Below are 16801 nucleotides of genomic sequence, written 5' to 3'. Positions count from 1 at the left end.
GTTGGGGGGGGGGGGGCGGGCCCGGGCCCGGCCCCCCCGCCCCCGCGCCCCCCCCGCGGCCCCCCCCCCCCCGCGCCCCCCCCCGCCGCACCGTACCCCGGGCCCTCGGCCCGCCCACCTGCTGCACCTGAAGCACCCAAAGCCCGCAACATCCTGACTGAACCCTGCGTTCAACATGCTTCAGCCTCCGACCACGCCGACCACCCCCCGGTCATGCAGACGACCAAACTGCGCGGCATCGACGCCGAGCAGTTGCGAGAGCACCTCTTCGGTGTGCTCACCCAGCCGGGGCGCGGCTTGCGCCGGCACGCGCGGCACGGCGCCGAAGTCCAGCGGAATGCCGGCGGCGAGCAGCTCGCCCACGCCGGGCTGCTGCACCGTGCGGAACATCGGGTTGGCCGGCGAGCACTCGGGGTCGTTCGCCAGCTCGGCGATGGTCTGGTAGCGGCTCCAGCACACGCCGCGCTGGTCGAAGGCCTGCGCCACCTCATTGAACGGTCGCGCCGCGATCCAGGGGCCGATCAACGCCGCGAGCGCCTCGCGCGCCTTGAAGCGCTCACCCTCGCGCGACAGGTCCACGCCCAAGCGCGCGCCGAGCGCGTCGACCTCCGCGCCGAGCCCGGTGGCCTCGACGATCGAGCGCCACTGCTTGAGCGTGAGTCCCACCACCATCACGCGCTCGCCGTCCTGCGTCACGAAGTCGCGCCCGAAGGCACCGAACAGCGCGTTGCCGTGCCGCTCGCGCGGCCGGCCCTGTTGCGCCTCGACGATGAAGCCCAGGTGCTGCATCACCGCCAGCGCCACATCTTCCAGCGCCAGCTTCACGTGCTGGCCCTGGCCGGTGCGGCGGCGGTGGCGCTCGGCGGCCAGCAGGCCCACGGCCACCATCTGGCCGGTGATCAGGTCCCACGCGGGCAGCACGTGGTTGACGGCGCCCTCGCCGTCCACGGGGCCGGTCACGTACGGCAGACCCAGGCGCGCGTTGACGGTGTAGTCCACGGCCGAGCCACCGTGGCGGTCGCCCATCAGCGTGAGCTGGATCAAGTCGGGCCGCTTCGCCTTGAGCTTCTCGTGGTCGAGCCAGCCGCGCGGCGGGAAGTTGGTGAGGAACATCCCCGCGTCCTCGCCTGGCGCGCAGGCAATGGCCATGGCCAGCTCGCGGCCCTCGGGCGATGCCAGGTCCAGCGCCACCGAGCGCTTGGCCTTGTTCAGACCGCACCAGAACAGGCTGGTGTTGTCCTGCGTGACGGGCCAGCGGCGGTAATCGAGTCCGCCGCCCAGCGCGTCGATGCGGATCACGTCGGCGCCCATCTGCGCCAATGTCATGCCGCCCAGCGGCGCGGCCACGAAGGCCGCGGCTTCCACCACGCGCAGGCCCGAGAGAATGCCTTGCGTCACATCAGGCTCCCGTGGGCGCCACGCCGAGTGCGCGCTCCATCAAGGCGCGCGCCACCACCTTGAGGGCCAGGGTTTCTTCCGCGCCTTCGAAGATGGACAGCACGCGCGCGTCCACGAAGTAGCGGCTCACCGGCGTTTCCTCCGCGTAACCCATGCCACCGTGCAACTGCAGGGCCTCGCGCGTCACCAGCTCGGCCGAGCGGCAGGCCAGCAACTTCACCAGACTCGCTTCCATGCGGCCGTTGCCGGTGTCCACGATGCCGGCCACGGTGTAGGCCAGCCGCCGGCAGGCGGCCAGGCGCGCGGCCATGCGCGCAATCTTGGCCTGGGGCAGCGCCAGCGCCGCCAGTGGCGCGCCGAAGACCTTGCGGTCCTGCGTGTAGCGCACGGCGGCGCGCAGCGCGGCGCGCATCACGCCGCAGGCGCGGGCCGAGGTCTGCATGCGCCCGCCCACCATGCCGGCAAGCGTGTAGTAGAAGCCCTTGCCGAGGCCTGCCTCGCCACCGATCACGTTGGCGTCGGGCACGAAGTAATCCTGGAAGGACAGATCGAAGGAGTGCATGCCACGGTAGCCGATGGTGGGGATGGCGCGGCCACTGAGCGTACCCCCGCCCTCCTGCTTCACCTCGAACTCGTGCGTGTCGAAAGACGGCTTCTCGGCCAGCAGCACCGACAGGCCCTTGTGGCCCAGCGAGCGGTCGGGGTCGGTGCGCGTCACCACCATCAGCACGCCGGCCTTGCCGGCGAAGGTGCACCAGGTCTTGGCGCCGTTGAGCAACCAGCCACCGGGCGCGCGCGTGCCCTTGAGCTGGCAAGCGGCCAGGTCGGAGCCATAGTCGGGCTCGGTCATGGCGATGGCGCACAGCGGGTCGCCGGCGGCCAGGCGCGGCAGCCAATGGTGCTTCTGTTCGTCGGTGCCACCCGCCAGCAGCGCGCGCGTGAGGATCTCGGGGCGCGTGATGAGGCTGCCCGCCGCGGCCAGCGAGCCTTCGGACAAGGCTTCCGTCACCACCACCATCAACAGGGTGTCGTCGTGGTCGTTCGGTGCGCTGCCGCCGTGCTCCTCGGGAATCGCCAGACCGAACACGCCCATCTCGCGCATGGGCTGCAACAGCGATTCGGGCACGGTGAGGTCGTGGCGGTGGATGGCCTCGGCCTGCGGGGCAACGACCTCCTGCGCGAAGCGGCGGAAGGCGTCCTGCGCCAGCGCGTGTTGCTCATCGAGCACCACCTCGCCCACGACGCCCTGCGCGTCGATCACGCCACGGCCCACGGCCTGCAGGGCCTCGCTGCCACCGGCGGCCTGGCGCAAGGCGCGCCACTCGGGCAGGGCACGCAGCACGTCCACCGCGGCCGGGTCCTGGCCGGTCTCGGCCAGCATCACGTCCAGCCGGTCCAGCAGGGCCACCACCGCGTCCACCGTGAACACCAGGGCGAGGCGCGCGTCCAGCGGCGCGCTGGCCGGCGTGAGCGCCGCGATGGCTGTCTCCGCGGCCAGCAACTCGGCGCCGGCCCAGGCCATCTCGAAGCTCGCCACCTGCTGCTCGTCCAGGCGTTTGTTGTTCAGGCGCCCGCCGTCCTGGCAACGCTGCGCCAGTGCCAGCACGCTGGCGTCGAAGAGGGAGCGCGTTCGCGCCAGCACGGCGCTCGCGTTGGCGAGTTGTTGTTGCATCGGTTCTGCCATGTCGGACATCAAGCCACCTGGCCCACGCCGAGCACGCCCAGCGCCTTGTGGGCCGCCTCACGGCCCGTGTCCACGCAGGCCTGCGTGCCACCACCACCATAGTCCTTCACCGCATCGCCCACGTTCCACAGATTGGGCAGCGGCGTTTCCTGCGGCATGTCATAACCAGCGCAGGAGCGCTGGGCGGGCCATTCGTCGCGCATCACGCGGATGGAGAGGATCTTCGCCTCGGCGAAGCCGGGGAATTCCTTGCGCAGGTCCTGCAGGCCGAGCTCGGTCTCGGCCTTCTCGTCGAAATCGCCCAGCGCGGGCTTGGGCACCACGTAGGCCACGTACAGGAACCAGCCGGGCGGCGCCATCTCGGGGCACATGGCCGTGAGCTCACCCAGGTTGCACAGGCGCTCGGTGTTGGCGAAGGTGATGAGACCGGGCTGGTCGATCAGGCGCTGCTGCGTGGCGAAGTTGACCACGATGTTGGCGGCCGGACGCAGCACCTTGCGCGCCTTGGCCACGTAGGCCTCGCCCAGGGCCTCTTCGCCGGCCAGCCTGATCGTGGCGGCGGGCCCGACGTTGCTGATCACCACGCGGGCGTCGATGCGCTGCGTCGCGCCGTCGCGCACCACGTCCACGCCGGTGGCGCGACCGTTCTCCACGTGGATCTTGCTCACGGGCGCGTCCAGCCAGATCTCGCCGCCCTTGGCGCGGATGCCGGCGCCCAGGTCGTTCCACAGGCCGATGGTGCCGCGCGGGCAGAAGCCGAAGCGCTTGAACGCGCCCTTGAAGGCGAAGTAGGTGAGGAAGGCGCGCGCGGGCAGTTCGTTGGCGTTGGCGGCCCAGATGGCGGCGCAGAAGTTGCGGAACAGGCGGTGCACGGTGGCGTTCTTCGTGAACTTCTTCAGCCAGTCCTCGGTGCTGAGGGTTTCCTCGGGCAGGTCCGCGTTGCCCTTGCGCACGTCGCCGAAGCTCGCGCCGATCTTCGCGGCCGCCTTCGTCAGGCCGCCGAGGATCAGGTTCCACCCACCGCCCTTGCTGGGGTCGATGATCTTGCCGTCGATGCGAAACACCGTGGCGGGTTGTGGCTCGCGCACGTCCAGCGGCACGCCCAGCAGGTCGAAGGTCTGCTCGAAGCCGCTGCCGCGCTCGATGGCGATGGCGCCACGGTTGACGATGAAGCCATCGATCTCCTCGCTGGAGGCGCGGCCGCCGAGGCGGTCCTGCGACTCCACGAGCAGCACCTTGCGGCCGGCGGCCACCAGGTGGGCCGCTGCGCTCATGCCGCCGGCGCCGGCGCCGATCACGACGACGTCGTACTGAGGATGGGTCATCTGTCTGTCTCCTGTGTCTGTTCGTGTGGGGTTCGGGTCAGCGCCAGCGCAGCGTGGCGTTCATGCCGATGAAGCCTTGGGGGTCGTTGGTCCAGAGCGCGACGCCGTCGGCGTTCAGGCGGCCGTTGAGGTGGAGCTCGTCGGTGTCGAAGGCCGGCCGCTGCGCGCGGAAGCTGAATTGCGCGGGCACCGCGTCGGGCCGCTCGCGCGCGGCCAGGTCGAGCAGCAGCGTGGCGAGCAAGGGGCCATGCACCACCAGCGCGGGGTAGAACTCCTCGCGCGTGGCGTAGTCGCGGTCGTAGTGAATGCGGTGGCCGTTGTAGGTGAGCGCGGAGTAGCGGAACAGCATCACCGCATCGGGCCTCAACGCTCGCTGCCAGGTGGCGTCGGTGGGCGCGGCCTCGCCGGGCGGCAGTGGCGTGGGCGCGGTGGGGGCGTCGCGGTAGACGATGTGCTGCAGCTCGCTGATGCGGGGCTGGCCGTCCTGCTCCAGCTCGTGCGCGACGGTAACGAACACCAGCGCGCCGGCCTTTCCCTGCTTGAGCTCCACGCTGCGCACGGTGGAGGTCTTGCGCGCCGCGCGGCCCAGGCGCAGGGGTTCGTGCAACGTGAGTTCACCGGCGGCCCACATGCGGCGCGGCAAGGGCACGGGCGGCAGGAAGCCGCCTCGTTTGGGGTGGCCGTCCGCGCCCGTGCCTTCGCGGCTGGGCGCGTCGAGGAAGTAGAGCCAGTGCCAGGGCAGCGGCAAAGCATCGCCATCGCCGTACGCCTGCTCGCGGTCGAGCAACCCCGCGAGCGCGCGCGCCGGGAAGGGGTCGAGGTGCTGCTCGCGCGATTCGCTGCGACCCACCCACTGTTGCAGGTGCGCCAGGTCAACGGACGTCGACCTCATCGCGCGGCCTCCGGTGTGGTGAGCGACAGCCCCAGCGCCACGCGGCGCACGAGCCAGGCACTGGGGCGGTAACGCGGATCACCGGTGGCGACCAGTTGCGCGCGCAGGACCTCCAGCATCCGGTCCGCGCCGAGCTGGTCGCCCCAACCCAGTGGGCCTTGCGGGTAACCCAGGCCCAGGCGCACGGCGTCTTCCAGATCGGCCACGCTGGCGATGCCGCGCTGCGCGATGTTGGCGGCGATGTTGACGATGGTGGCCATCACCCGTTGGGCGATGAAGCCGGGGCTGTCGTTGATCAGCGTGACCGCTGTACCGTCGTTCGCGAGCAGCGCGTGCGCGGCGTCGCGCGCGGCGGGCGTGGTGACAGCGGTGAGCATGAGCGTGCGGCGCAGCGCCAGCGGCGGCAGCGGATCCACGGCGACGCAGCGCGTGGCGTCCAGGCCCAGCGAGAGCGCGGTGCCGGTGGCGTCGTTGCCCCAGGGCATCACGAGGTTCAGGTCCGCGTTGGATGCGTCCTCGACGAGGCGCGCACCGGCGGCGACCACGAGTTCACGCAGGCCGGTGGCGCCGCTCGCAGCAGGGTCAACCCAGACCGCCAGCGCGGGCGGCAGAGCGGGCACGGCCCGCGCAGGCGGACGTTGCTGTTGCCCTTCGACGTAGCGGTACCAGCCCTCGCCGCTCTTGCGGCCGAACAGGCCGGCGGCCACGCGCGGCGCCACCAGGGACGAAGGCCGAAAGCGCGGTTCCTGCTGGAACTGCTCGTAGATCGAGGCCATCACGCGCGAGGACACGTCCAGGCCCGTGAGGTCCAGCAGCTCGAAGGGCCCCATGCGAAAACCCAGGGCCTCACGCAGCACGTCGTCCACGTCGGCGGGCGTGGCCACCTGCTCTTCCACGATGCGCAGGCCTTCGGTGTAGAGGCCGCGCCCCGCGTGGTTGATGAGGAATCCCGGCTGGTCCGCCGTCACCACGGCGCGGTGGCCCGCGCCTTCGGTGAGTTCGCGCAGGCGCTGCACCACGGCGGGCGCGGTGCGCACGGCGGCGATGACCTCGGCCACCTTCATCAGCGGCACCGGGTTGAAGAAGTGCAGGCCCGCCACGCGATCGGGCCGCTGGCAGGCGGCCGCGATCTCGGCCACGGTGAGCGAAGAGGTGTTGCTGGCGAGGATGGCGTTGTCGCCAAGCAGGCCCTCGAGTTCGCGGAACAGCGCGCGCTTGACCTCCAGGTCTTCGACGATGGCCTCGATGACCAGCTCGCAATCCGCGAGGTCGGCGAGGCCGTCGCAGGCCTTGAGCCGCTGGCGCGCGCCCTCGTGCGCGGCAGCCGTCATGCGCCCCTTCTCCACCGCGCGCGCGAACATGCCGTCCACGTACTCGACGGCCTTCGCTGCGGCGCCCGGCTGTGCGTCGTGGCAGCGCACGGTGTGGCCGGCCTGCGCAAAGAGCTGCACGATGCCGCGGCCCATGGTGCCGGCGCCGACGACGCCGATGGTGGTGGGAGATGCAGTGGCCATGAAGTGTCTTGTTCGTGCGGCGATCAGCGGCCCTTGAATTGCGGCTTGCGCTTGTCGAGGAAGGCGCGCATGCCCTCGGTCTTGTCCTCGGTGTCGAAGAGCAACAGGAACTCCCGGTTCTCCAGCGCGAGCGCGGCGTCCAGCGGCAGGTCGGCGCCCTGGCGCAGCACGCGCTTGGTGGCTTCGATGGCTTTCGGCGGCATCCGCGCGGCCTTGCGCGCCAGTTCCAGCGCGCGCGCCAGCGCCTGGCCATCGGGCGCGAGTTCGGCGATCAGGCCCAACTGGAAGGCGCGCTCGCCGGTGAGCGGCTCGGCCGTCATCAGCATGAGGCTGGCCACCTGCTTGCCCACGGTGCGCACCAGGCGCTGCGTGCCGCCCGCGCCGGGCATGATGCCCACGGCCAGCTCGGGCTGGCCCAGGCGCGCGCTCGCGTCGGCCACGATGAAGTCGCACATGAGCGCCAGCTCGCAGCCCGCGCCGAGCGCGAAGCCGCTGACCGCCGCGACGACGGGCTTGCGCGCGTTCGCCAGTGGCGCCCAGTACTGACCGAGGTCGATGGCGGCCACGTCCTGCGCGCCCTTGTCGACCAGCAGGTTCAGGTCGGCCCCGGCCGCGAACACGCTGTCGCCACCGGTGACCACGATCGCTTTCACCGCCTCGTCGGCTTCCAGCTCGCGCACGGCGGCGGCGATGGCGGCGCGCATCACCAGGTCCAGCGCGTTGCGCTTCTCGGGCCGGTTGAGCGCGAGCACGCCGACAGCGCCGTCGCGCGACACCACAACGGGCGCCTGAACAACGCCGGCCTGAACGCTGGTGTCGCTCATCGCTTCGCTCCCGGTCGCGCGATGAAGTCGGCGGCGCGCTTGTCGCGGAAGGCCGCATAGCCTTCCTGGAAGTCCTCGCCGAGCAGGCACACGGCCTGGTCGGTCTCCTCGCGCTGCAGCTCGTCGTCGAGCGAGGCCGCGGGCTGGTTCAGCCGCTGCTTCATGCGCGCGAAAGCCTCGGTGGGCAACTGCGCGAGTGTGCCGGCCAGCGCCACCGCGCGGTCCATCACCTCGGCGTCTTCGCACATCACGTCGGCCAGGCCGATGCGCAAGGCCTCATCGCCACGCACGGGTTCGCCATCGCTCAGCAGGCAGCGCGCCACGGGCAGGCCCACGCGGCGCGGCAGCGTGAGCAACTGGCCCCAGTCGGGTGCCAGGCCCAGTTTGAGGAAGGGAAACAGCACGCGCGCGCCGCGTCCGATGACGATGCGGTCACCCAGCAGGGCCAGGCCCACCGCCGCGCCCGCCGTCACGCCTTCCATGGCGCTGACCACCGGCACGCGCGCGCCCGCCACCAGGCGGCAGAGCACGTGGATGTGGCGCATGCGCTCGCGCGCCTGGGCTTCGTCCAGGCCCAGCATGCTGGGGATGTCGCCGCCCGCGGAGAACACGCCTTCCACGCCACCGAGCACGATGGCACGGACCTCGGCGTCGTCCTGCAGCGCGAGCAGGTGCTCGATGAAGCCCTGGCGCACGGCGTGGTCGATGGCGTTGCGCTTGTCGGGCCGGTTGATGCGCAGCCGCGCCACGTGCGGCGCGGGGCGGTCGAACAGGACGACCTTGTCGTTCATGCTTCAGACCCCTTCGAGACCAACGATCGACACGGAACACGCGTTCTGCGACGGCTGTCCGCCGAGGTTGTGGATCAGCCCCGTCTTGGGGTTGGCCAGTTGGCGCGGTCCCGCGCGGCCCTGCAGCTGCAGGTAGATCTCGTAGAGCATGCGGATGCCGCTGGCGCCCACGGGATGGCCGAAGCACTTGAGGCCGCCGTCGATCTGGCAGGGCACGCGGCCGTCGGCGTCGAAGTGGCCATCCAGCACGTCTCGCACGCCGGCACCCTCGTCCGACAAGCCCAGGTCTTCCATGGTGATGAGTTCGGTGATCGAGAAGCAGTCGTGCACCTCGGTCATGCTGATCTGCTCGCGCGGGTCGGCGATGCCGGCCTCCTCGTAAGCGCGCCTGGCCGCGATGCGCGTGGTGTGCACATAGCTGCCGTCCCATTCGCTGCCTTGCAGCTCCCATCCGTTGGACACCGCCACCTGCAGCGCCTTGAAGGTCACGAGATCCTTCTTGCCCAGGCTGCGTGCGATCTCGGGCGTGGTCACGATCACTGCGGCCGCGCCGTCGGACACGCCCGCGCAGTCGAACAGGCCCAGGGGCTCGGCGATGATGGGCGCCTTGATCACCGTCTCTTCACTCACGGCCTTCTGGAAGTGCGCCTTCGGGTTCTTGGCGCCGTTGGCGTGACTCTTCACCGACACGTGCGCGATCGCGCGCTTGAGCAGCGCCGGGTCCACGCGGTGCTTGGCCTGGTAGGCCGCGGCCAGTTGCGCGAAGTTGGCGGGCGCCACGGCGTTCGGGTACCACTGCGGGATGTAGGTCCCCACGGTGGCCATGGGCAAGCCGCCGTAGCCGGTGTCCTTGAGCTTCTCCACACCGAGCGCGAGCGCGATGTCGCAGGCGCCCGCGGCCACCGCATACACCGCGGCACGGATCGCCTCGGAGCCGCCCGCGCAGAAGTTCTCCACGCGCGTCACGCCAATGTTGGGCAGGCGCAGCGCGATGCTCATGGGCGTGCCGCCACGGCCCGTGCCCACGTCGTCCATGTGGGTGGAGAACCAGGAGGCGCCGAGCTGATCGGGCGTGATGCCGGCGTCGGCCATGGCCTCGTTGTAGGCCTCCAGCATGAGGTCCTCGGGGCTGGCGTCCCAGCGCTCGCCGAACTTGCTGCAGCCCATGCCGAGGATGGCGACCTTGTCCTTGATGCCTTGTGCCATGGTCCGCTCCTTATGCCTTGGTTTCGCCACGCACCGGCGTGGCCTTCCAGAAATACCGCGTGAAGCCGCGGCGGTCATCGATGTCCTTGATGCGGAACACCATCTCCATGGACGTGCCGGTCTCCACCTCGCCGACCTCCAGGTCGGTGAAGTCCATCAGGATGCGGCCACCGCCCTCGAAGTCGATCTGGCCGTAGTGGTGCGGCGGCGCCGGGTGCCACGACAGGTACTCGGCCGACCAGCTCAGGATGCGCGCTGGCCGGTCGGCCAGCGGGTAGGGTTTCTGCGTGTCCTGCAGCGGTTGGGCGTCGCAGCTCAGGCGCGAGGGCGGGAAGTGCACGCTGCCCGTGACCTCGCAACGCCCGGCCACCAGGCCCTGCAGCGCCTGGTGGTGGCGCCAGGCGGTGGACAGCGCGGTCTTGCGATCGGCCTCGCCGCGCATGCCGCGCTCCAGCGCGAGCTGGCCCTTGAACGAGAGGAAGCGCGTGTAGTGCCGCTCCTCGGTGCCGCGCGCGAGCCACTGGCTCACGCCGCGCGCGGGTTTGAAGCCGGTGATCGCCTCGGTGACGCGAAACACCAGCGCCTGCGCGCCGCTGCCGAACTGCGCCAGCACGATGCACTGGCCCGGCCGTGCGGTTTCCAGCGCGTGCGCGAGCAGCAGCAGGCCGTGCGGCAGGCCGCTGTCGCCCACGGCATCGTTCAGGTTGGCCACCACCGCCTCGGGCCGGATGCCGCAGGCCTTGGCGAGCTGCTGGTCCATCTTGGCGAAGGTGGAGGGGAAGATGAAGAGGTCCACCTCGCCGGAGGCAACGCCGGCCTGCGCCAGCGCGGCGTTCACCGCGCGCGGCACCAGCTTGGTGATGCCCTCGTCGCGCACCCAGCGCTCTTCCCAGTGGTAGTCCACGTCCTCACCGGCGGCGCGGAAGTGGTCCACGAAATCGGCGGTGACAGTGCCCGCGCCCAGGTACTCGGCGAGCACGTTCTCCGTGCCCACCAGCAGCGCGGCGGCGGCGTCACCGTACTCCAGCTCTTGCGCGCTGGCCGCGCGGGTGCGGCGGTTGTCGGCGGCCAGCACCAGGGTGTCGCCCCCGCCAGCGGCCACGCGCGCCACGGCCTGCGTGAACGCGGAGAGCGCGGCGCGCGGCGTACCGCCGAGATCGATGGCTTCGATGCCTTCGTCGAGCGTGAGCGCGCCGGCCACCACGCCCGCGTTCAGGCGCTCGGCGAAGGGCAGCGTGTCGCTGGCCAGCAGCAGCGCGCGCACGCCCGCGCGGTCGCGCGCCGTCGCGGGGCCCAGGCAGTCGCGCGCGGCGGCCACGGCCAGGGTGATGCTGTCCTCGTCCCAGTTGGCGAAGGCGCGCGTGCCTTTGCGGCCGGCGAATTGGGGCGCGTACCAGGCGTTGGCCTGTGCGGCGGCCTGGCGCGACAGGCGCAGGCGCGGCACGTAGCCGCCGTAGGCGGTGATTCCGATCATGCTGTGAGGTCTCCGTTGGGAACAAGGCCGAGGTGGGCCGCGAGGAATCGGGCGCCCTGTCGAAGCGCGTCGCGCGCCTGGGGCAGCTCGTTCGGGAATTGCTGGAACACGTGGACCATGCCGGGCCAGGCCTGGCACTCGGCCTGGCCACCGGCGGCGTTCACCCGGGCGGCGAAGGCCTCGGAGTCGCTCAGCACGGTCTCATCGTCACCCACCTGCAGCAACAGCGGTGGCAGGTGCGCGAGCTGTTCGTCGCTCGCGTACAGCGGCGAGGCCAGCGGATCGCGCGGGTCGCCCTCTTTGCCGAGGTAGTTGCGCGCCATCGCCTGGATCATGGGGCGCTGGTGGATCGGGTCGCTCGCGGCGCGGGTCTCGTAGCTCTCGCCGGTGGCGGCCAGGTCGGTCCAGGCGGACATCACGAAGGCGGCGGCGGGCGTGGCGTCGTCGCCTTGCAGCGCGAGCAGCGCTGCCAACGCCAGGCCGCCACCGGCCGAATCCCCGGCCAGTGCGGTGTGGGGCGCGGCGTAACCCTCGGCGCGCAACCACGCCAGCACGGCCAGCGCGTCTTGCAGCGGCGCGGGGTGCCGGTGCTCGGGCGCCAGCCGGTAGTCCACACCGAGCACGCGCACGCCCGCGTCGGCCGAGAGGCGCGACATGAGTTCACGGTGCGAGGCGAGCGAGCCCACCTGGAAGCCGCCGCCATGGAAGTAGACGATCACGCGGTCGGTGCGCGCGCCGGGGGCGGTGACCCAGGCGCAGGGCACGCCGCCGGCGGTCACGGGTTCGAAGGCGGCGTCGCCGGTGGCGCTGAACAGCGTGTCCCAATCGGCGCGCATCTGCGTCACGGGGGTGTCGCGGCGCCAGCGGCCGTAGACCGCTTTGACTTTGGCGACGACGGCGTCGACGGATGAATCGGTGGTCATGCGCCGCATCCCATTCCGCCGGAGACGCCCAGCACTTCGCCGGTGACGTAGCTCGCCGCATCCGACGCAAGGAAAGCGACGACGGCCGCCACTTCTTCACCTGTACCAAGACGGCCTGCCAACGTGGCCTGCGTCATCGCGTCCAGCAGCTTGTCACCCCCCTCGGCCACAGCCTGTCGCAGCAGCGGCGTGTCGATGGGACCCGGCGCCACCACGTTGGCCGTGATGCCCTTGCGGCCGTTCTCGCGCGCGATCGAGCGCGTGAAGGCGATGACACCGCCCTTGGCCGCCGCGTAGACCGAACCGCCGCGCGAGCCGAGCCGGCCCGCTTCGGAGGCCACGTTCACGATGCGCCCCCGGCCTTTGGCCTGCATGCCCGGCAGCACCGCGTGCGTGGTGTTGAGCACGGCCTCCAGGTTCACCGCGAGCAGCCGGTGCCAATCGGCGGGCGTGGTCTTCGTGAAGAAGGCGTGCTGGTCCACACCCGCGTTGTTGATGAGCGCGTCGAAGGGCCCGTGTTCGGCCACCGCGGCGTGCACGCGATCGAAATCGCAGACGTCGAGCACGATCGCCGCCGCACCGGTCTCCTGCGCCAGGCGCTGCGCGGCGTCCGCCTGCAGATCGGCGAACACCACCGCCCAGCCATCGGCCACCAGGCGGCGCACGATGGCCGCGCCGATGCCCTTGGCGCCACCGGTGACGAAGGCGCGTCGCCGCGCGGTGATGTCATCGGCCATTCAACGCCCCGTGAAACGCGGCGCGCGTTTCTCGATCACGGCCGACAGGCCCTCTCGCGCGTCGGCCATGCCCGACAGCAGGGCCTGGATGTGGTTCTCCTCGGGCATGGCCGCTTCCACGCCCTGTCCGATGCCGTTCCACAGCAGGCGCTTGGTGTTGGCCAGCGCAGCCGGCGCACCCGCTGCGAGCTGGCGCGCGAGCGACCAGGCCTCGTCCATCAGTTGCTCGTCGGCCACCACCCGCGTGATGAGACCGATCTCCTTCGCCTCGGCGGCGGTCAGGGTCGGGTTGAGCATGAGGATCTCCATCGCGCGCCGAAAGCCCACCAGTTGCGTGAGCGAGACCGACACGCCCGCGTCCGGCACCATGGCCACGCGCGTGGCGCCGGCCAGGAAGCGCGTGGACTCGCCGGCCACCACGAAGTCGGACGAGCACACCAGGCCCATGCCGCCGCCGCCGGCCGCGAAGCCCTGCACCGCCGCCACCACGGGCGGGTTCAGGCGGATCAGCGCGGCCGTGGCGAGCTGCAGCAGCGCGGTGGCCACGCGGATGTAATCGGGCAGCGCCTCGCCTTTTGACAGGAAGGTGTGCACGTCGCCGCCCGCGCAGAAGTGCTTGCCTTCGCCGCTGAGCAGCACGGCGCGCACGCGGCCGTCGCCGTGGATGCGCAGCACCGCTTCGTGCAGCGCGCGCAGCAGCTCCACGTTCAGGCCGTTGGCCGCGTCGGGGCGGTTCAGGCGCAGGTGGGCCACGCCGTCGGCGTGCAGTTCCAGGCGCACGGGGCCTTCGCCCACCAGCACCTCGGCTGTCGTCTCCTTGCTCATCCTTGTTCTCCGTTCGGTGGGGTCAGACCAGGAAGGCCATGGAATACAGAGCGTCCTGGTTGTTCACCAGGTTCACGGTCTTGCGCGCCATGCGCAGCGCGCCGTCCACGCGGCGCAGGCGGTACTCGGTGCGCGCGGCCCAGAGCACGTCGCCGCGCGTCTGGTTCTCGAAGATCAGCACGTTGCTGCCCACGCTGAGTTCGCTGCCGTCGTCCTCCATCACCTCGATGTTGGAGATGAGACGGCGCAGGCGCGACTGCGGCGTCTGGCTGAAGCGTTTGCCCGTGTGGTACTGGCGGATGCGCAGGGCGATGCGGGAGCGGTTGTCGTAGATGATGGACATCACCTGCTCCGGGTCACCCCCCTCGCCGTTGGCCGGCACCCAGTAGACCCCGTCGTCGGTCCAGAGCGCTTCCCAGTCGTCGTACCTGTGCTCGTCCTGCAGGCGCGCTTCCCGGTAGATGAACTGCGTGACGTCTTCCAGCGTGGCGCGTTGTTCGTTGGTCAGGGCCATCACACGGCCTCCATGGTGGCGCGGTAGTGGCGCCAGATGCCGCGGCTAGGCACCTCGTCGGTGTTGTCGCCGATCAGGAAGCCGTCCTCGTCGCGGCGCTCGCGGTGCTTGCCACGGCCCAGGAACAGCCACTCGGGGTTTCGCATCTGCACACCCATCTGCGTGCGCTCGTACATCTCGGCGTCGTCGGCCAGCAGGAAGCCGGCCGGGCCCACCGAGCCCATGGTCTGCTGGCGCAGGCGGCGGTTGAGGTCGGGCGCGCCCTTGAACTGCAGCGCGGTCACGTGCTGCACCGTCTCGTTCACCGACAGCGGCTGGATCACGAAGATCTGGATCTCCGCGATGAACAGGTTCGGGAAGATCATGATGTGCGGCGTGCCGTCGATCATGATGGTGCGAGCCTTCTCCTCGCCGTAAGCGGCGCTCATCTTCGCGGTGTAGTCGGGCAGCTTGTCGGCCGTGGTGCCGAACCAGGACATGGGCACGTCGCGCTTGCGGAACTCGGGTCGCAGGTCGTTCTCGGTGTGGCCATTGCCGAAGTCGCGCGACACCGCGGTGGACTCGGCGCTGTAGAGCGAGCCGATGCCGCTTTGCGCCACCTCGAAGATGGAGGCGTGCACGAAAGACGGGTGGTAGCCGTCGGTCTCGTTCTCGACCAGGAACTTCCAGTTGGCCTTGACCTTGTGCTTGAGGAAACCGGCGGTGATTTCCACCTCGCCCTCGGGCGAGGTTTCGCACAGCGCGTCGATGGACTTCATCGCCGCGCCCAGGTGCTCTTCCAGGCTGGGACCAATGGCTGCCATGGAGCCGAAGACGAAGCCCCGGTAGCTGGCCACGCGCGCCACCTTGCCCAGGCCGTGGTCCTTGCGGTCCACGCCCTCGTAGCCCGAGGGGAAGGGCCAACCCTTGAGCGCGCCGTCGTTGGCGAAGGTCCAGCCGTGGTACGGGCAGGTGAAGGAGCGGGCGTTGCCCTGCTCCGTCATGCACACGCGGTTGCCGCGGTGCGGGCAGCGGTTGTGCAGCAGGTGGATCTGGCCGTGGCGGTCGCGCGTCATGATCACCGGCTCGGGGCCGATGGACTTCATGACGTAGTCGTTGGCGTTCGGCACCTCGCTCTCATGGCCCACGTAGACCCAGGTGCGGAACCAGATCTTCTCCAGTTCGGCCTGGTAGATGGCAGGGTCGGTGTAGAGCGAGCCGTGCACGCGCTCGTCGTGCACGAGCTGGTCCCAACGGGGCGCCACGGCGCTCGCGCTGGCGATGGGAATCACGGGGGCGCAGTTGTCCAATTGAAGATCCTCCGATGGGGATGGAATGCGTGTTGTCCGGTGCGTCGGTTGGTGGAATAATAGTCCGACGAGACGGACTATGTCAAACCCGATTCTCGGGGTTTCCACTGAGGACGATTCATCCATGCCCACCGTTGTATTCATCGACCCCCAAGGCAGCGAGCACGCCATCGAGGCGCCCGAGGGCCGCAGCCTGATGCAGATCGCCATCGACCACGGCGTGCCGGGCATCCTGGGCGACTGCGGCGGCGTGTGCAGTTGCGCCACCTGCCACGGCTACGTGGACCCGGCCTTCGCCGCCCAACTGCCACCGCGTTCGGAGACCGAGGTCTTCATGCTCGAGGGCGTGCCCGACCTGCGCGACAACAGCCGTCTGTGCTGCCAGATCCGCATGCAGGCGGCGCTGGACGGCCTGCGCGTGCAGTTGCCCGACGAGCAGGTGTGATGAGCGCCGACGTTGGCGCCCTCGCCCTCGCCCGCAGCTTCCTCTTCCTGCCCGCCGACCGGCTCGATCGCCTGCCCAAGGGGCTGGCCAGCGGCGCGCACGCGCTGATCCTCGACCTGGAGGACGCGGTGGCGCCCGAGCACAAGGCCGGCGCGCGCGACGCGCTGGTGCGGCTGTGGCCCACGCTGAACGCGCGAATTCGCTCGCGCCTGCTGTTGCGCATCAATGCCTCGCCCACCCCTTGGCACGCGGACGATGCGGCCGTGTTGAGTGAATTGCAGGGCCTGGGCGCGGTGATGCCGGCCAAGGTGGAAGCGCCCGCCGACCTCCTGCGCCTGTTCGCCGCATTCCCCGCGCGCCGCTGGTTGCCGCTCATCGAATCGGCCGAAGGGCTCGCGCAGATCGACGCCATCGCGCGCGTGCCCGGCGTGATGCGCCTGGCCTTCGGCCACCTGGATTTCCAGGCCGACCTGGGCATGGCCTGCGACAGCGACGAGGCCGAGCTGGCGCCGGTGCGCTTCGCCTTCGTCATGGCCTCGCGCCGCGCCGGCATCGCAACGCCCGTGGATGGCGTGACCACCGCGCTGCAGGACAACGAGCGCCTGAACGCCGACACGCGACGCGCGCGGCGTTTCGGCTTCGGCGCCCGGCTGTGCATCCACCCGGCGCAGGTCGCTGCAGTCAACGCGACCCTGGGGCCCAGCGATGAGCAACGCGCCTGGGCGCTGCGCGTGCTCGCAGCGGCCGCCACGCAAGGCGACGGCGCCTTCCGCTTCGAGGGCGCCATGGTGGACGCCCCGGTGCTGGCGCGCGCGCGCCGCTTCGTTCAAGACACCAACCCGCAGGAGAACGCATGAAGATTCTGGTGCCCGTGAAACGGGTCGTCGACTACAACGTCAAAGTCCGCGTGAAGAGCGATGGCAGCGGCGTCGACATCGCCAACGTGAAGATGTCGATGAA

Annotated in this window: 16 protein-coding genes and 1 pseudogene; 3 read left to right on the top strand and 14 right to left on the bottom strand. The window is 70.6% G+C overall.

Translation table 11 applies throughout. The annotated features are described in order from the left end of the window. Positions 1–180: 180 nt before the first annotated feature. From BN948_RS24180 to BN948_RS24115, 14 genes are read right to left on the bottom strand one after another with little or no spacing between them, the layout of a single operon-like run. Positions 181–1398 (bottom strand): CoA transferase, encoded by a 1218-nt coding sequence (locus BN948_RS24180; protein ID WP_009516091.1) that lies wholly within the window; start codon positions 1396–1398, stop codon positions 181–183. 1 nt (position 1399) lies between these two features. Beyond that, positions 1400–3082, bottom strand: coding sequence for an acyl-CoA dehydrogenase family protein (locus BN948_RS24175; protein ID WP_238327258.1), 1683 nt, complete (start codon positions 3080–3082; stop codon positions 1400–1402). Positions 3083–3090: 8 nt separating this feature from the next. Continuing rightward, positions 3091–4407: a phytoene desaturase family protein gene (locus tag BN948_RS24170; protein ID WP_009516089.1), complete on the bottom strand. Its 1317-nt coding sequence runs from the start codon at positions 4405–4407 to the stop codon at positions 3091–3093. Positions 4408–4444: 37 nt separating this feature from the next. Continuing rightward, the gene (locus tag BN948_RS24165; RefSeq protein ID WP_009516088.1) at positions 4445–5299 is read right to left on the bottom strand and encodes an HTD2 family dehydratase; all 855 of its coding nucleotides are present in this window, start codon (positions 5297–5299) and stop codon (positions 4445–4447) included. Further along, entirely contained in the window at positions 5296–6813 is a 1518-nt protein-coding gene (locus tag BN948_RS24160; protein ID WP_009516087.1) for a 3-hydroxyacyl-CoA dehydrogenase, read from the bottom strand. The genes BN948_RS24165 and BN948_RS24160 overlap by 4 nt, the downstream gene beginning before the upstream one ends. Positions 6814–6836: 23 nt before the next feature. Beyond that, positions 6837–7637 (bottom strand): enoyl-CoA hydratase-related protein, encoded by an 801-nt coding sequence (locus tag BN948_RS24155; protein WP_009516086.1) that lies wholly within the window; start codon positions 7635–7637, stop codon positions 6837–6839. Further along, positions 7634–8428, bottom strand: coding sequence for an enoyl-CoA hydratase/isomerase family protein (locus tag BN948_RS24150; protein ID WP_009516085.1), 795 nt, complete (start codon positions 8426–8428; stop codon positions 7634–7636). The genes BN948_RS24155 and BN948_RS24150 overlap by 4 nt, the downstream gene beginning before the upstream one ends. A gap of 3 nt (positions 8429–8431) precedes the next feature. Beyond that, a complete protein-coding gene (locus tag BN948_RS24145; RefSeq protein ID WP_009516084.1) occupies positions 8432–9634 on the bottom strand; it encodes an acetyl-CoA acetyltransferase in 1203 nt (400 codons plus the stop codon). A gap of 10 nt (positions 9635–9644) precedes the next feature. Beyond that, positions 9645–11108 carry a 3-oxoacyl-[acyl-carrier-protein] synthase III C-terminal domain-containing protein gene (locus BN948_RS24140; protein ID WP_009516083.1) on the bottom strand — a complete coding sequence of 488 codons (1464 nt, stop codon included), beginning with the start codon at positions 11106–11108 and terminating at the stop codon, positions 9645–9647. Then, complete coding sequence (locus tag BN948_RS24135) at positions 11105–12031, bottom strand: alpha/beta hydrolase (RefSeq protein ID WP_009516082.1); 927 nt, start codon at positions 12029–12031, stop codon at positions 11105–11107. The genes BN948_RS24140 and BN948_RS24135 overlap by 4 nt, the downstream gene beginning before the upstream one ends. After that, positions 12028–12768 (bottom strand): SDR family NAD(P)-dependent oxidoreductase, encoded by a 741-nt coding sequence (locus tag BN948_RS24130; RefSeq protein ID WP_009516081.1) that lies wholly within the window; start codon positions 12766–12768, stop codon positions 12028–12030. Before BN948_RS24130 ends, BN948_RS24135 begins: the two co-directional genes overlap by 4 nt. Further along, positions 12769–13593: an enoyl-CoA hydratase/isomerase family protein gene (locus BN948_RS24125; RefSeq protein WP_009516080.1), complete on the bottom strand. Its 825-nt coding sequence runs from the start codon at positions 13591–13593 to the stop codon at positions 12769–12771. A 22-nt stretch (positions 13594–13615) separates the two neighbouring features. After that, entirely contained in the window at positions 13616–14107 is a 492-nt protein-coding gene (locus BN948_RS24120; RefSeq protein ID WP_009516079.1) for an aromatic-ring-hydroxylating dioxygenase subunit beta, read from the bottom strand. Next, complete coding sequence (locus BN948_RS24115) at positions 14107–15396, bottom strand: aromatic ring-hydroxylating oxygenase subunit alpha (RefSeq protein ID WP_009516078.1); 1290 nt, start codon at positions 15394–15396, stop codon at positions 14107–14109. Before BN948_RS24115 ends, BN948_RS24120 begins: the two co-directional genes overlap by 1 nt. A 124-nt stretch (positions 15397–15520) precedes the next feature. On the opposite strand from BN948_RS24115, the gene BN948_RS24110 reads away from it, so the two are divergent. The 3 genes and pseudogenes from BN948_RS24110 to BN948_RS26830 all read left to right on the top strand — a co-directional run. After that, positions 15521–15841 (top strand): 2Fe-2S iron-sulfur cluster-binding protein, encoded by a 321-nt coding sequence (locus BN948_RS24110; RefSeq protein WP_009516077.1) that lies wholly within the window; start codon positions 15521–15523, stop codon positions 15839–15841. Beyond that, complete coding sequence (locus BN948_RS24105) at positions 15841–16698, top strand: HpcH/HpaI aldolase/citrate lyase family protein (protein ID WP_009516076.1); 858 nt, start codon at positions 15841–15843, stop codon at positions 16696–16698. Before BN948_RS24110 ends, BN948_RS24105 begins: the two co-directional genes overlap by 1 nt. Next, positions 16695–16801 (top strand): annotated as a pseudogene (locus BN948_RS26830) (electron transfer flavoprotein subunit beta/FixA family protein); the annotation flags it as partial. The gene BN948_RS24105 and the pseudogene BN948_RS26830, both read left to right, overlap by 4 nt.

The sequence above is a fragment of the Hydrogenophaga intermedia genome (genome assembly GCF_000723405.1).
GTDB classification, from domain to species: Bacteria; Pseudomonadota; Gammaproteobacteria; order Burkholderiales; family Burkholderiaceae_C; genus Hydrogenophaga; species Hydrogenophaga intermedia.
Note: the sequence above shows the minus strand (reverse complement) of the source record. Positions and strands in the feature narration are given on the sequence as shown.

Coding starts and splice junctions, on each gene's coding strand:
- BN948_RS24125 (WP_009516080.1), bottom strand. CDS start 13,593: ATGAGCAAGGAGACGACAGCCGAGGTGCTGGTGGGCGAAGGCCCCGTG.
- BN948_RS24135 (WP_009516082.1), bottom strand. CDS start 12,031: ATGACCACCGATTCATCCGTCGACGCCGTCGTCGCCAAAGTCAAAGCG.
- BN948_RS24175 (WP_238327258.1), bottom strand. CDS start 3,082: ATGGCAGAACCGATGCAACAACAACTCGCCAACGCGAGCGCCGTGCTG.
- BN948_RS24145 (WP_009516084.1), bottom strand. CDS start 9,634: ATGGCACAAGGCATCAAGGACAAGGTCGCCATCCTCGGCATGGGCTGC.
- BN948_RS24165 (WP_009516088.1), bottom strand. CDS start 5,299: ATGAGGTCGACGTCCGTTGACCTGGCGCACCTGCAACAGTGGGTGGGT.
- BN948_RS24155 (WP_009516086.1), bottom strand. CDS start 7,637: ATGAGCGACACCAGCGTTCAGGCCGGCGTTGTTCAGGCGCCCGTTGTG.
- BN948_RS24120 (WP_009516079.1), bottom strand. CDS start 14,107: ATGGCCCTGACCAACGAACAACGCGCCACGCTGGAAGACGTCACGCAG.
- BN948_RS24110 (WP_009516077.1), top strand. CDS start 15,521: ATGCCCACCGTTGTATTCATCGACCCCCAAGGCAGCGAGCACGCCATC.
- BN948_RS24140 (WP_009516083.1), bottom strand. CDS start 11,108: ATGATCGGAATCACCGCCTACGGCGGCTACGTGCCGCGCCTGCGCCTG.
- BN948_RS24105 (WP_009516076.1), top strand. CDS start 15,841: ATGAGCGCCGACGTTGGCGCCCTCGCCCTCGCCCGCAGCTTCCTCTTC.
- BN948_RS24160 (WP_009516087.1), bottom strand. CDS start 6,813: ATGGCCACTGCATCTCCCACCACCATCGGCGTCGTCGGCGCCGGCACC.
- BN948_RS24130 (WP_009516081.1), bottom strand. CDS start 12,768: ATGGCCGATGACATCACCGCGCGGCGACGCGCCTTCGTCACCGGTGGC.
- BN948_RS24170 (WP_009516089.1), bottom strand. CDS start 4,407: ATGACCCATCCTCAGTACGACGTCGTCGTGATCGGCGCCGGCGCCGGC.
- BN948_RS24150 (WP_009516085.1), bottom strand. CDS start 8,428: ATGAACGACAAGGTCGTCCTGTTCGACCGCCCCGCGCCGCACGTGGCG.